Source organism: Pseudomonas sp. 22515, from assembly GCF_052044625.1.
GTDB lineage: Bacteria > Pseudomonadota > Gammaproteobacteria > Pseudomonadales > Pseudomonadaceae > Aquipseudomonas > Aquipseudomonas alloputida.
The window spans coordinates 314,435-328,256 of record NZ_JBQENN010000001.1 but is presented as its reverse complement, the minus strand read 5'-3'; the positions used below and the strand labels follow the sequence as shown (position 1 = coordinate 328,256).

Annotated in this window: 11 protein-coding genes; 2 read left to right on the top strand and 9 right to left on the bottom strand. The window is 59.0% G+C overall.

Annotated features, from left to right (window positions below; genetic code table 11):
* Positions 1-92: 92 nt before the first annotated feature.
* Both ACTJJN_RS01395 and ACTJJN_RS01390 read right to left on the bottom strand, forming a co-directional pair.
* Positions 93-2,393 (bottom strand): YgiQ family radical SAM protein, encoded by a 2,301-nt coding sequence (locus ACTJJN_RS01395; RefSeq protein WP_088513281.1) that lies wholly within the window; start codon positions 2,391-2,393, stop codon positions 93-95.
* Between the two features lie 284 nt (positions 2,394-2,677).
* Positions 2,678-2,893 (bottom strand): DUF3077 domain-containing protein, encoded by a 216-nt coding sequence (locus tag ACTJJN_RS01390; protein WP_019438726.1) that lies wholly within the window; start codon positions 2,891-2,893, stop codon positions 2,678-2,680.
* A 627-nt stretch (positions 2,894-3,520) separates the two neighbouring features.
* On the opposite strand from ACTJJN_RS01390, the gene ACTJJN_RS01385 reads away from it, so the two are divergent.
* Both ACTJJN_RS01385 and ACTJJN_RS01380 read left to right on the top strand, forming a co-directional pair.
* On the top strand, positions 3,521-4,675 hold the full coding sequence (locus ACTJJN_RS01385; protein WP_012053854.1) for a YcaO-like family protein: 1,155 nt from the start codon (positions 3,521-3,523) through the stop codon (positions 4,673-4,675).
* A gap of 1 nt (position 4,676) precedes the next feature.
* Entirely contained in the window at positions 4,677-6,332 is a 1,656-nt protein-coding gene (locus ACTJJN_RS01380; RefSeq protein WP_440780763.1) for an ATP-binding cassette domain-containing protein, read from the top strand.
* A gap of 24 nt (positions 6,333-6,356) precedes the next feature.
* On the opposite strand, the gene dnaB is transcribed toward ACTJJN_RS01380, so the two are convergent.
* The 7 genes from dnaB to rnr form a co-directional block, all read right to left on the bottom strand.
* On the bottom strand, positions 6,357-7,754 hold the full coding sequence (dnaB, locus tag ACTJJN_RS01375; RefSeq protein WP_440780762.1) for a replicative DNA helicase: 1,398 nt from the start codon (positions 7,752-7,754) through the stop codon (positions 6,357-6,359).
* Positions 7,755-7,867: 113 nt separating this feature from the next.
* On the bottom strand, positions 7,868-8,314 hold the full coding sequence (gene rplI / locus ACTJJN_RS01370; protein ID WP_003249568.1) for a 50S ribosomal protein L9: 447 nt from the start codon (positions 8,312-8,314) through the stop codon (positions 7,868-7,870).
* A gap of 20 nt (positions 8,315-8,334) precedes the next feature.
* Positions 8,335-9,198, bottom strand: a complete 864-nt coding sequence (locus tag ACTJJN_RS01365) for a hypothetical protein (protein WP_012053856.1) — start codon at positions 9,196-9,198, stop codon at positions 8,335-8,337.
* A gap of 33 nt (positions 9,199-9,231) precedes the next feature.
* Positions 9,232-9,462, bottom strand: coding sequence for a 30S ribosomal protein S18 (gene rpsR / locus ACTJJN_RS01360; RefSeq protein ID WP_003249563.1), 231 nt, complete (start codon positions 9,460-9,462; stop codon positions 9,232-9,234).
* Between the two features lie 28 nt (positions 9,463-9,490).
* Positions 9,491-9,916, bottom strand: coding sequence for a 30S ribosomal protein S6 (gene rpsF / locus ACTJJN_RS01355; RefSeq protein WP_003249557.1), 426 nt, complete (start codon positions 9,914-9,916; stop codon positions 9,491-9,493).
* A gap of 238 nt (positions 9,917-10,154) precedes the next feature.
* Positions 10,155-10,901 (bottom strand): 23S rRNA (guanosine(2251)-2'-O)-methyltransferase RlmB, encoded by a 747-nt coding sequence (gene rlmB, locus ACTJJN_RS01350; protein WP_012053857.1) that lies wholly within the window; start codon positions 10,899-10,901, stop codon positions 10,155-10,157.
* A complete protein-coding gene (gene rnr, locus ACTJJN_RS01345) occupies positions 10,898-13,471 on the bottom strand; it encodes a ribonuclease R (protein ID WP_003249552.1) in 2,574 nt (857 codons plus the stop codon). Before rnr ends, rlmB begins: the two co-directional genes overlap by 4 nt.
* Positions 13,472-13,822 lie beyond the last annotated feature (351 nt).

The following is a 13,822-nucleotide window of genomic DNA, read 5'->3' as shown; positions in this document are numbered from 1 at the left end:
TCCTTTCGCGACACAAGGCCGCTCCCACAAAGGCAATGGGGGAGCGGCCTTGTATCGCGATGGGCTGCAAAGCAGCCCCAATAGTCGATCAGTTAACGCGGAATGACAGGCTGACGCGGCTTCTTGTTGCCCTTGCCGCCCTTGCTCGCCTCTTTGCGCTCCTTGGCCGCCTGCTGGTTACGCGCAAACGCCTCGGCCTTGGCCTTTTCGCGCTTGTCCCACGGCTTGCTGCCATCGCTGCCACGCGGCGGCAGACCGGTGTGCTGGGTCAGGATCTTCTGGTCCTTGCCCACCTTGTGGCTACCTGCCGGGGTCGAGTTCTTCCGGCGCGCGCTCTGGTAGCTGTCGGTCTGCGGCTGGTGCGCCGGAATCAGCTGGTGCTTGCCCGGCCCGATCAGGTCGGCGCGCCCCATACGCTGCAGCGCTTCACGCAGCATCGGCCAGCCCTTCGGGTCGTGGTAGCGCAAGAACGCCTTGTGCAGACGGCGTTGCTCGTCGCTCTTGACGATCTCCACCCCTTCGCTCTTGTAGGTCACCTTGCGCAGCGGGTTCTTGCCTGAGTGGTACATGGCCGTGGCCGAGGCCATTGGCGACGGGTAGAACGCCTGTACCTGGTCGGCGCGGAAGCCGTTGCCCTTCAGCCACAGGGCCAGGTTCATCATGTCTTCGTCGGTGGTACCGGGGTGCGCGGCAATGAAGTACGGGATCAGGTACTGCTCCTTGCCCGCTTCTTTCGAGAACTTCTCGAACATGCGCTTGAAGCGGTCGTAGGTGCCGATACCCGGCTTCATCATCTTGTCCAGCGGGCCGCGCTCGGTGTGCTCCGGGGCAATCTTCAGGTAGCCGCCAACGTGGTGGGTGACCAGTTCCTTGACGTACTCCGGCGATTCCACCGCCAGGTCGTAGCGCAGGCCGGAAGCAATCAGGATCTTTTTCACACCCGGCAAGGCACGGGCCTTGCGGTACAGCTCGATCAGGGAGCTGTGGTCGGTGTTGAGGTTTTCGCAGATGCCCGGGAACACGCACGATGGCTTGCGGCAGTGCTTCTCGATCTCGTGGCTCTTGCAGGCGATGCGATACATGTTGGCGGTCGGCCCGCCAAGGTCGGAGACCACGCCGGTGAAGCCCGGCACCTTGTCACGCATCTCTTCGATTTCGTGCAGGATCGACTCGTGCGAGCGGTTCTGGATGATGCGGCCTTCATGCTCGGTGATCGAGCAGAAGGTACAGCCACCGAAGCAGCCACGCATGATGTTCACCGAGAAGCGGATCATTTCGTAGGCCGGGATGCGCTCCTTACCGTAGGCGGGGTGCGGCACACGGGCGTACGGCATGCCGAACACGTAGTCCATTTCCTCGGTGCTCATCGGGATGGGTGGTGGGTTGAACCACACATCCACTTCGCCGTGCTTCTGTACCAGGGCACGGGCGTTGCCCGGGTTGGTCTCCAGGTGCAGCACGCGGTTGGCGTGGGCATAGAGCACCGGGTCGTTACGCACCTTTTCGAACGATGGCAGGCGGATCACCGACTTTTCCCGGGTCACGGCCGGGCTGTCGAGAATTTGCACCACCTTGGCTTCGTTCGGGTCTTCCTGGTCGCCCTTGGCCTGCTCGATGGCGCAGGCCTGGGTGTCCTGGGTGTTCACGTACGGGTTGATGATCTTGTCGACGCGACCTGGGCGGTCGATACGGGTGGAGTCGATCTCGTACCAGCCCTGCGGGGTATCGCGGCGCACGAAGGCAGTGCCGCGCACGTCGGTGATGGTTTCGATCTTCTCGCCGCTGGACAGGCGCTGCGCCACCTCGACCACCGCACGCTCGGCGTTGCCGAACAGCAGGATGTCGGCGCTGGCGTCGATCAGGATCGAGTGACGAACCTTGTCCTGCCAGTAGTCGTAGTGGGCGATGCGGCGCAGCGAAGCCTCGATGCCGCCGAGCACGATCGGCACATGCTTGTAGGCTTCCTTGCAGCGCTGGCTGTACACCAGGCTGGCACGGTCCGGACGGCTGCCGGCCAGACCACCCGGGGTGTAGGCATCGTCGGAACGGATCTTCTTGTCCGCGGTGTAGCGGTTGATCATCGAGTCCATGTTACCGGCGGCCACGCCGAAGAACAGGTTCGGTTCGCCGAGCTTCATGAAGTCGTCTTTCGACTGCCAGTTCGGCTGGGCGATGATGCCCACGCGGAAGCCCTGGGCCTCCAGCAGACGGCCAATGATGGCCATGCCGAACGACGGATGGTCAACGTAGGCATCACCGGTCACGATGATGATGTCGCAGGAATCCCAGCCGAGCAGATCCATCTCCTCCCTGCTCATTGGCAGGAAAGGTGCTGGCCCGAAGCATTCGGCCCAGTACTTGGGATAGTCGTAGAGTGGTTTGGCTGCTTGCATGTCAGTGACCGGTTCTGGTGTGCAGGGAAATCGCGGGCGCGGAATATAGCACAAATTTTGACCAAATCCGACTGTCTTCGTGGGGATTGGTGGGCGGGGCGACGGTTGGGGGATGGACGTGGCAGGTGGTTGGCTTGAGGGGTGTAGTGGGGTTGCCAGGTGTTCGACAGAATCCTTGCAGCGCCTGTGAGATCAAGCGCCGCGCGGGCGGCGCTCGATCTCATAGGCGCTGAAACTGTTGCGGCGAACTCCTGGCGGCCTTCATGCAACCTGAAGCCAACCCCTCACTGCCTCATCCACAGCTCAGCATCATCCATCAGCGCCTTGGCCATCGCACTCAGGTAATGGGCAGCCCAGATCATCATCGGCTTCTCATCCATCAACCCGGTGATGGTCAGTTCGCGCACATAGCCCATCAACTCCGAAGACTGCTCGCGGGCGTCTCTACACTGGATCCCGGGCTCGATGCGGAACAACGGGTGGGGTAAACCCGCTCCCACAGGTACGGTGCAACTCTTGAAGCCTATGGTGAACCTGTAGGAGCGGGTTCACCCGCGAAAGGGCCAGCCCAGGCAATCAACGAAGCCTTACAGCAGGCCCCTGCCCCTGCATCGGGTTGTCTTCAAGAAAAGGGGGATAGTGGGGTGGATCGGGGCAAGGCGATTACTCACAGGAAAACCTGAGCCTGCTTAGACCGATGGCGATCGCGCCCCCTGCTGAGCGATCGCAATTCCTTCAGATTTTTACTGAATGTTTAGCCTATCCAACCCTGAGAAAGTGCTAACCAGCTAATTATTGGTGCTTTTTTCTTTATCTCTTAAGAATTGTAGGAATCAACCTTCTAGTCTTAGTAAAAAATCCTACATTAACTTTCCTCAACAAATCCCGAGAAGATCTTGAACCCCAAAAAAAACAAGTGCTACAACAGTGACGCGCTGAAAGGCGCACTCAAACCAACTCTATAGGAGCATTAGCCATGGGACGTCGTCGTTCTGAAATCCACACTCTGCAGATCCCACGCGTGATGAACTACACATTCACCGAGTCCGAGGTTGAATTTCTCAACCTTCTGTAAGTGACAAACCAGAAGGGGCTTAGCCCCTTCTGGCTTTACCAAGGAGCAGAACATGATCACCGAACGCGAGCTGAACATAGAAGAGGCCTACAACCGCTTGACAAGAATGCATCATCACTTAGGGCTTCAATCGAAAACAGAACTATCAAAAAAGAATAGCCTGGTCGCCACATGCCACTTATACGACAGCGCCTACAAAGAAGTTTCTTGCGGAGCAGGAAAAGGGGAGCATTGCGAACTAGGAGCCCTTGCCGAGAGCCTAGAGCATTACTTCGTCGACAAGAGCACTCCACCACTCATCGAAAGCGACCAAATTTTGCAATCGATAGCCCCATTTGACGATTGGCTTCTAAAATCCATTCCCCCGGATTGCCGAATACCTTATTTCAGTCTTCAGGCATTGAACAGCTACGACGAAATAGCCATTCCCGCGATATTGATAGCACCTTCCTCCAGAAACATTGATGAAATCGAAAAAACTGCAGCGGGCTTTCTTTCCAAATATTCGACCAACTCTGGTACAGCACTTGGCTGCACGGAGAACGAGGCTCTGCTCCACGCCATCAATGAAGCTATCGAACGTCACGCACTTTCTATGTACTACCTATCACTTTGTGGCCTGACTTCCCCACCCAAACTTTACCAACCTTCGATTTCTTTTCTGGAAGAAACATTTGCCCATGATACCGAGCTTCTCCGTCGAGCCAAAAAACTAGAAATATACTTGACGCACGACTTCTACGAAGTTTCATTTTGCATTGCTGTTTCTCGTAGTAAAAAAGAAGGCTCACTCAGCAGCATTGGCTCCGGCAGCTCCATCAACCCCTCCATTGCAATGTACCGCGCCGTAACGGAACAGATTCAGTGCGAGCAGCTTTCTGGGGCCACAGAAAAACAAGAGGATCTCTCTGCTGAAAAAATGCTTACTCATTCAACCCGCCTTTCAGCACTTATACACCCATGCCCCACATATGCTGTACCCGCTTTTCACCCTCCGCATACCGACCTCAGCGTGCGCGGGCAAGTCAAGCGAACACTGATCAACTTGGAAAAACATAATAAGGTCGCATTCTATCGCACACTTTATGAGCACCCGAATCTCGCTACGGTTGTTCAGGTGTTCATACCCGGACTTGAACGCTTCCACCTGATCAGATCAGGTATTCCAGTCGCGCCACAGAGTGCACTCAAAGGCATAAGGCAATGACATGCAAATCTATAGAGGAATTCTCGCCGCCCTCGGCGCGACACTGCTCCTGAAAATCGCGACCGTCGTACCTGCTCTAGTCTTGGCCGACATCATTGACAACCTGGCCACCTCAGCCGCGTCTTCCCAGCTTCTGCTAGGAGCCTTCATATGCCTTGTCGCATTACAAGCCTCAATGACCCCTCTACAAGCCTGGTGCCTGGCGCGGCTTTGCCAGGAACGCGTGAAGCAACTTTCCATCCGCTGGTGCCGCGAATTGCTGGACAAGCGCTTCGAGGCCTATGGACAACTCCATGGCGGAACACTGGTAAAAGTACTGGATAGGGGCATTACCGCACAGGAGCGGTGGTTAGGCTTTCTGATTGGCTCGGCATGGCCGGTGCTAGCCGAAGCTGCAGTGCTGATAACGCTCTTCGCTTACCTGGGGGCTACTTCGGTATTGATCGGCCTCATCCCTTTGAGCCTGGCCTACCTGTGGGCCAACGATCGCCTGGTGCGCTGGCGCCGGCCACATATCGAGGCAGTGAACGCGCGCGAGGATGAACTGGCGGAACAATGGGTCGATACCTTCGCCAGCGCGGCAACGGTCAAACTGGAAAAGGCCGAGGATGCCGCAATGCTCCCGGTCAACCAGACACTTTCGCACTATGCCGACTCAGCAGTGCAGGTAGCTCACAGTGGGGGTTGGATTCAGAGCCTGCGCACCTTGTTCATAGGCCTGGGCAGTGGCGGTTTGCTCATGTGGGGTATCCATGATCAGGCTCTGGCAACACCGCAATTGAGCCTGGGCGAGCTGGTTGCTCTCTTCACCTTGGTGAGCGGATTGCTGGCAGGGGTTGCGCAACTTGCTGAGGCCTGGCGATTGCTAGACCAGTTTCAGCTAGACAAACGCAAACTCGAACACTGGCTCCAGCTCCCCTCGTTCGGCCCAGCATGCACTACTGAGGCGAAGTCCCAAGACAAGGACGCTGGCCTAAGCATCGCCCCGTGCCAGTTGAGCGCTCGAGATACTGTACAACTTCACATCGAAGAACCCTTGGTACTGCACAAAGGAGAACGGGTCGCACTGATCGGGCCCAGCGGATGTGGTAAATCGACACTTCTGCATACGCTGGCGGGAACGATATTCCCGTTGCGCAAGGATGTGCACCTGCACGGCAGGTGCCTGGCGTCGCTCGACGCTAGTGAACAATTCAGTCGATTACGACTCTGCCCTCAGGATGCGCATTTCATTCCCGGCCCCCTGCCCCGCGCGGTGCTGTTCGAGCAAGCTCATGATCGCGCTCAAATCGAACGATGGCTTGAACGGTTGGGCCTGAGCAAAGACTGGTACGAACTTGATCTGGATGCACGCGCAGAATCGATATCGGGCGGCGAAGCACGCAGGCTGACGCTGCTACGCCTTCTTAATCAGCCTGGGGAATTCAATTTCTTTGACGAACCCACAGCCGGGCTCGATGCCGCGTCGGCAGAGCGAACCTGGGACCTGTTGTTCGAAGCATTTAAAGGGCGAGGGCTGATTTGCGTGACGCATGATCAGAGCGCACTGTCGCGGTTTGACCGGGTGATCACCCTGAGCGAGGGGCGGATCATCAGCCAAGGGCAAACGAACATCGCTCAGATTTCAGAGCTAGCAGGCGCACCACAAACCTTGTAGGAGCGGCCTTGCTAGCTCAATGGGTTATTCATCTTCATCAAAGTTGTACATCCCCGGCGCCAAGTTCTCGAACCGGGTGTACTTGCCGATAAACGCCAAACGCACGAAGCCGATGGGGCCGTTACGCTGTTTGCCGATGATGATTTCCGCCACGCCCTTGTGCTCGGTCTCGGGGTGGTACACCTCGTCGCGGTACACGAACATGATCACGTCGGCGTCCTGCTCGATTGCACCGGATTCACGCAAGTCGGAGTTCACCGGGCGTTTGTTCGGGCGCTGTTCCAGCGAGCGGTTCAGCTGCGAAAGGGCAATGACCGGGCAGTTGAACTCCTTGGCCAGGGCCTTGAGCGAGCGGGAAATTTCGGAAATTTCGTTGGTACGGTTGTCACCGGCCGACCCCGGAATCTGCATCAGCTGCAGGTAGTCGACCATGATCATGGCGATTTCACCATGCTCACGGGCCAGGCGGCGGGTACGCGCGCGCATTTCCGAGGGGCTGATACCCGCCGTATCGTCGATGAACAATTTTCGGTCGTTGAGCAGGTTCACTGCCGAGGTCAGGCGCGGCCAGTCGTCGTCATCCAGCTGACCGGAACGGACCTTGGTCTGGTCGATACGACCCAGAGACGAAAGCATACGCATGATCAGCGACTCCCCTGGCATCTCGAGGGAGAACACCAGCACCGCCTTGTCGGTCCGCAGTACGGCGTTTTCCACCAGGTTCATGGCGAAGGTGGTCTTACCCATCGACGGACGGCCGGCGACGATGATCAAGTCCGCCGCCTGCAGCCCGCTGGTCTTTTCGTCGAGATCGGTGTACCCGGTGGAAATACCGGTGATGTCGCTGTCGGAGTTGAACAGCGTATCGATGCGATCGATGGCCATGGTCAACAGTTCGTTGACGCCCACCGGGCCGCCGGTTTTTGGCCGCGCCTCGGCAATCTGGAAGATCTGCCGCTCGGCATCGTCGAGAATCTCGGCAGCGTTGCGCCCCTGCGGGTTGAACGCGTTGTCGGCGATGTCGGTACTGATGCTGATCAGCTGGCGCAACGTGGCCCGCTCGCGAATGATCGCGGCGTAGGCCTTGATGTTGGCCACCGAAGGGGTGTTCTTGGCCAGCTCGGCCAGGTAAGCCAAACCGCCGATCTGCGAGGACAGGCCTTCCTTGTCCAACTGCTCGTGCAGGGTCACCACGTCGAATGGCTGGTTGGCGTCGGCCAACTTGTGCACAGCGCGGAAGATCAGCCGGTGGTCATGCCGGTAGAAATCGCCGTCCGACACCTGGTCCAGCACCCGCTCCCAGGCATTGTTGTCCAGCATCAGGCCACCGAGCACGGCCTGTTCGGCCTCGATGGAATGCGGCGGTACCTTCAGGGCTGCGGTTTGCAGGTCAAGCTGTTCGGAGGTGGTGATCTCGTTCATGGCCACGAAAGAATTCTGGAGGATGAAAAAGACAAAGGGCACGGCCTGTCGAAAACAGGACCGTGCCCGATGTTAACCGCCTGACTCGCAAGGAGCCAGCCAGTTAGCGCAGCTTAGGCAGCTACGACGACCACGCGTACGGTGGCTTCAACGTCGCTGTGCAGGTGCACGGCTACGTCGTATTCGCCAACCTGACGGATGGTGCCGTTCGGCAGACGAACTTCAGCCTTGGCCACTTCAACGCCGGAGGCGGTCAGGGCGTCAGCGATGTCGTGGGTGCCGATCGAACCGAACAGCTTGCCTTCGTCGCCAGCGGTGGCAGTGATGGTCACTTCCAGCTCGGCCAGTTGGGCAGCGCGGCTTTCAGCCGAAGCTTTCTTGTCAGCGGCTGCTTTTTCCAGCTCGGCACGACGCTCTTCGAACGCAGCCAGGTTGGCGGCGTTGGCAACGGTGGCCTTGCCGAATGGCAGCAGGAAGTTACGGCCGTAACCAGCCTTAACTTTTACTTTGTCGCCCAGGTTGCCCAGGTTAGCGACTTTTTCCAGCAGGATCAGTTCCATTTGGTAAAACCTCTTAACTTTTAACCTTCACCGTTCGCGGAGTCTTTCCCCGGAGGGGACTTGCGACCGCGAAAATCAATCAGGCTGTCGACAATGGCCAAAACCATCAGCAACGGATAAATCAGCTGCATGATCAGCGGTAGCGTCACGTACATCCCCACCAGCCAGAAACCGGCCAGTCGGCCCTGTGCCACCAGCCCGTGCATCAAGGCGATGCCGGCCAGCACCAGTACCAGGCTGGAAGCCGATGCCAGGATGATGAACTGCGGGCCGATAAACGGCGCCACCACCATCACTGCCACCAAGACCGCCATGGTCTGTTTCGGCAACTTCAGTTCGCGAAACTCGCGACCGAAGCCTCCAGGGTTGTACAACGCTGCCTGCCAATAGCGCGCCAGCATCAACGCCAGCACACTGAACAATTGCACCGTCACTGCTGTGGAAGCGACCAGCACAGGGCGGATCAGCTCACCGGAGAGCACCGGTTGCCCTTCGATTTGCGGCATGGCTTCGGCAAACGCCTTGGCCAGCACATCGAAGGTTTGCGCCAGCGCCAGATCAAGCACGAGGCTGAAAGCCACGGCGAACACGGCACTGGCGAGCAACACCCGGCTCCAGGGATGCTCAGCACGCAACATGGCGGCCAGGGCTAAGGCACCCGCAATCACCAGAAAGGTGATGGGATCGCCCATGACCCACACGGCCAGCCCGGCCAGCAAGCCGCCGGCGATGACCGATGTAGCATCCTTGAACCCACGCCGCAGCAGCACAAGGCTGCCGGCAGCGGCACTCAACCAGAACAGCAGCGGCAGTACCGCGCTGATGACCACCACCAGGGTGGCCTGCACACGACCGCGCATGATGAAACTTGCTAACGCTCGCATGCTAATCCCTTACTGCTTGTCGACGACCCGGTCTCAGCGGCCGTGGCTGTCGGTGTAGGGCAGCAGGGCCAGGAAGCGGGCGCGCTTGATAGCGGTAGCCAGCTGACGCTGATAACGAGCTTTGGTACCGGTGATACGGCTTGGAACGATCTTGCCGGTTTCGGATACGTAAGCTTTCAGGGTGTTGAGATCTTTGAAGTCGATCTCTTTCACGTCTTCAGCAGTGAAGCGGCAGAATTTACGACGACGGAAGAAACGTGCCATTTAATAGGCTCCTCTAAAGGTCCGTGGATTACTCGTCAGCGTTATCGCTGGAGTCGCTGTCATTGCTGTCGTCGCCTTCGGCGGAGTCAGCATGCTCAGGACGCTCGCGACGCTCACGGCGCTCGCTGCGGTTCTCTTCAGCCTTCAGCATCTCGGACTGGCCGGTAACGGCTTCGTCGCGACGGATGACCAGGTTACGGATAACGGCATCGTTGTAGCGGAAGTTGTCTTCCAGCTCGGCCAGGGCCTTGCCGGTGCACTCAACGTTCAGCATCACGTAGTGAGCCTTGTGAACATTGTTGATTGCGTAGGCCAGTTGACGACGGCCCCAGTCTTCCAGGCGGTGGATTTTGCCACCATCTTCTTCGATCAGCTTGGTGTAACGCTCAACCATGCCGCCGACTTGTTCGCTCTGGTCCGGGTGAACCAGGAAGATGATTTCGTAATGACGCATGAATGCTCCTTACGGGTTAGTAGTCTGCCAGTGAATCTGGTCAGACAAGGAGTGAATGACACTGTATGTCTTGCACGGAGGGGAGGCACATGAGCGCCTGCCAGCTCGGCAAGGGGCGCAATTGTAGAGAAGCCGGGGCGCACAAGCAAGGTGATTGGTGAATATTTGAACAGCCTGAAACATATTTACAGGCTGCGGGCCCTTTCNCACCCGCGAAGAGGCCGGAACAGGCCGAGAATCAGCGCTTGGCCCGACGCTGACGCACGGCCTCGAACAGGCAAACCCCGGTCGCCACCGACACGTTAAGGCTGCTGACGCTACCTGCCATCGGCAACTTCACCAGGAAGTCGCAATGCTCACGGGTGAGCCGGCGCATGCCCTTGCCTTCCGCCCCCATGATCATCACCAGTGGCCCGGTCAGGTCTTGCTGGTAGATCTCCTGCTCGGCCTCGCCAGCGGTACCCACTACCCACAGGCCACGCTGCTGCAACTTCTCAAGCGTACGCGCCAGGTTGGTCACAGCCACCAGCGGAATGACTTCTGCTGCACCACAAGCCACCTTTCGCACAACCGGCGTCAACGTTGCGGATTTGTCCTTGGGCACGATCACTGCCGTGGCACCGGCCGCATCCGCGGTACGCAGACAAGCGCCGAGGTTGTGCGGGTCGGTCACGCCGTCCAGCACCAGGATCAGCGGCGGCGTTTCTGTGCGCTCAAGCAGCTCTTCGAGCATCAGCTCGCCCCACACCTGGCTCGGACTGACCTCGGCTACAACGCCTTGGTGCACACCTTCGACCCAGGCATCCATCTCACGGCGCTCGGCCTGGCCGACCGGCACGCGGTTTTCCGCGGCCAGCGCCAGCAAGGTTTCGAGGCGTGGCTCACTGCGCCCTTCCGACAGCCAGATCTGCTTGACCCGCTTTGGATGGTGCTGCAGCAATGCCTGCACGGCGTGTACGCCGTAGATTTTTTCCAGCTGACTCATGAATTGCTCTTGTTTTTGCGTGGTGCGCCGGACTTCGGCGGGCCTTTACGGTGCTTGGTCGGTTTGCCGGACGGCTTGCCACCTTTCTCCGATTTGCTGCCAGCACTGCTGCGCGCGTCGGTCATCAGCGCTTTTTTCATCTCGCGGCTTTTACGCACTTCAGCGTTTCGCTGCACAGCATCCTTGGGGAAGTACGCTTCGGACGCTTCGCTTTTGCGGCTGCGCGGTTTGGGCGTGGCTTTCGCTTCGGTTGCCGGCTGCTGCTCGGCTTTTTCGGCAACCGGCGCGGCGCCACGCTGCTTGCGGCCGATCGGTGCGGCGAGGGTCTTTTCCGACACTTCGAAGTCGATCTTGCGCTCATCCAGATCAACACGCATGACCTTGACTTCGATGGTGTCGCCCAAGCGGAAGCTGCGACCGGTGCGCTCGCCAGCCAGGCGATGGTGTACCGGGTCGAAGTGGTAGTAGTCACCTGGCAACGCACTGACGTGCACCAGGCCCTCTACATAGATATCGGTCAGCTCGACGAACAGGCCGAAACCGGTCACCGCCGTGATCACACCCGGGAAGGTCTCGCCCACGCGATCTTTCATGAACTCGCACTTGAGCCAGTTGACCACGTCACGGGTGGCCTCGTCGGCCCGGCGCTCGGTCATCGAGCACTGCTCGCCAAGTTGCTCCAGGGTGTTTTCGTCGTACGGGTAGATACGCGCCTTGGGGATGCTCATGGCGCCGGCACGCTTGACGTGCGGGGTATCGACCTTGGAGCGGATGATGCTGCGGATGGCGCGATGCACCAGCAGGTCCGGGTAACGACGGATCGGCGAGGTGAAGTGGGTGTACGCCTCGTAGTTCAGGCCGAAGTGGCCGTTGTTCTCGGTGCTGTACACGGCCTGGCTCAGCGAGCGCAGCATCACCGTCTGGATCAGATGGAAGTCCGGGCGACCGGCGATGCTCGCCAGCAGGGCCTGGTAATCTTTCGGTGACGGGTCCTTGCCCTTGTGCAGGCTCAGGCCCAGCTCGCCGAGGAAGGCGCGCAGTTTTTCCAGGCGCTCCGGCGGCGGGCCATCGTGCACGCGGTACAGGGCCGGTACGCCGTGCTTCTGCAGGAACTCGGCCGTGGCCACGTTGGCCGCCAGCATGCATTCCTCGATCAGCTTGTGAGCATCGTTGCGCACGGTCGGGCGAATTTCGGCGATCTTGCGCTCGTCGCCGAAGATGATGCGGGTTTCCTGGGTTTCGAAGTCGATGGCGCCACGTGTGTGACGCGCCTCCACCAGCACCTTGTACAGGTTGTACAGGTTCTTCAGGTCGGGCACGACTTCCTTGTATTCCTCGCGCAGCGCCTTGCCCTCACGGGTACGCGAGTGCTCGAGCATGCTGCTGACCTTGTTGTAGGTCAGGCGGGCATGGGAGTGGATTACGCCTTCGTAGAACTGGTAGTCGACCATCTGGCCGGCTTTGTTCATGGTCATTTCACAGACCATGGCCAACCGGTCGACATGCGGGTTCAGCGAGCACAGGCCGTTGGACAGCTCTTCGGGGAGCATCGGCACCACGCGCTCGGGGAAGTAAACCGAGTTGCCGCGCTGCTGGGCTTCGACATCCAGGGCAGAGCCCAGACGCACGTAGCTGGACACGTCAGCGATGGCCACGTACAGGCGCCAGCCACCGGAGAACAGACGCAGCTTGCCCAGCGGTTCGCAATAAACGGCATCGTCGAAGTCGCGGGCGTCTTCACCGTCGATGGTGACGAACGGCAGATGGCGCAGGTCGACACGCTTCTCTTTGTCCTTCTCCTCGACTTCGGAGCGGAACTTGCGTGCCTCCTTGACCACATCGTTGGGCCAGACGTGCGGAATGTCGTAGCTGCGCAGGGCAACGTCGATTTCCATGCCTGGTGCCATGTAGTTGCCGATGACTTCGACCACATCGCCTTGCGGCTGGAAGCGCGGCGTTGGCCAGTGGGTGATCTTGATCTCGACGAACTGGCCGATCTTGGCACCGCCGTTACGCCCGGCAGTCACCAGCACTTCCTGCTGGATCTTCGGGTTGTCCGGGGTTACGTAACCGATGCCGCCTTCTTCGAAATAGCGGCCGACCACGCTTTCGTGGGCACGGGAGATGACTTCGACCAGCACGCCTTCACGGCGGCCACGGCGGTCGACACCGGAGACGCGGGCCAGGCCACGGTCGCCGTCGAACACCAGTCGCATCTGCGACGGGCTGAGGAACAGGTCTTCGCTGCCGTCATCGGGAATAAGGAAGCCGAAGCCGTCGCGGTGGCCGGAGACGCGACCGCAGATCAGGTCCAGCTTGTCTACCGGGGCATAAGTGCCGCGCCGGGTATAGATAAGCTGGCCATCGCGCTCCATGGCACGCAGGCGGCGGCGCAGGGCTTCGATCTGGTCTTCTTCATACAGACCGAACTCTTTTGCCAGCTCCTCGCGGGCAGCAGGTTCGCCTCGGTCGGCGAGACGCTGCAGGATCAGCTCACGGCTGGGAATGGGGTTGTCGTATTTTTCCGCTTCGCGAGCGGCCTCGGGATCGAGGGATTGCCAATCGGCCATCAGAAGGGGTTCACCTTGGGGTATATAGATATGAATTCTGGCATAGGCGTATTGAAACCGGAAATGTCTGCCTTGGACAGCCCCCGCTGCAGTGCATAAACAGCAGAAATAGGCTTGTGGAATCAACAAGTTGAATTTTTTGAATTTTTTTTCGATTGGGGGCTTTACAGCCTTGGGGAGCGTCCGTATAGTGCGCACCACAACGACGGACAACCCCGAAGTTGTAGTAGAGATGAACGACGCTGTAAAGCATCAAGTAACCTCGAATGTGTGCCCAGGTGGCGGAATTGGTAGACGCGCTGGTTTCAGGTATCAGTGACCGCAAGGTCGTGGAAGTTCGAGTCTTCTCCT

Coding starts and splice junctions, on each gene's coding strand:
- rlmB (WP_012053857.1), bottom strand. CDS start 10,901: ATGAGTCAGCTGGAAAAAATCTACGGCGTACACGCCGTGCAGGCATTG.
- rpsR (WP_003249563.1), bottom strand. CDS start 9,462: ATGGCACGTTTCTTCCGTCGTCGTAAATTCTGCCGCTTCACTGCTGAA.
- rpsF (WP_003249557.1), bottom strand. CDS start 9,916: ATGCGTCATTACGAAATCATCTTCCTGGTTCACCCGGACCAGAGCGAA.
- rplI (WP_003249568.1), bottom strand. CDS start 8,314: ATGGAACTGATCCTGCTGGAAAAAGTCGCTAACCTGGGCAACCTGGGC.
- ACTJJN_RS01365 (WP_012053856.1), bottom strand. CDS start 9,198: ATGCGAGCGTTAGCAAGTTTCATCATGCGCGGTCGTGTGCAGGCCACC.
- ACTJJN_RS01380 (WP_440780763.1), top strand. CDS start 4,677: ATGCAAATCTATAGAGGAATTCTCGCCGCCCTCGGCGCGACACTGCTC.
- rnr (WP_003249552.1), bottom strand. CDS start 13,471: ATGGCCGATTGGCAATCCCTCGATCCCGAGGCCGCTCGCGAAGCGGAA.
- ACTJJN_RS01385 (WP_012053854.1), top strand. CDS start 3,521: ATGATCACCGAACGCGAGCTGAACATAGAAGAGGCCTACAACCGCTTG.
- ACTJJN_RS01395 (WP_088513281.1), bottom strand. CDS start 2,393: ATGCAAGCAGCCAAACCACTCTACGACTATCCCAAGTACTGGGCCGAA.
- dnaB (WP_440780762.1), bottom strand. CDS start 7,754: ATGAACGAGATCACCACCTCCGAACAGCTTGACCTGCAAACCGCAGCC.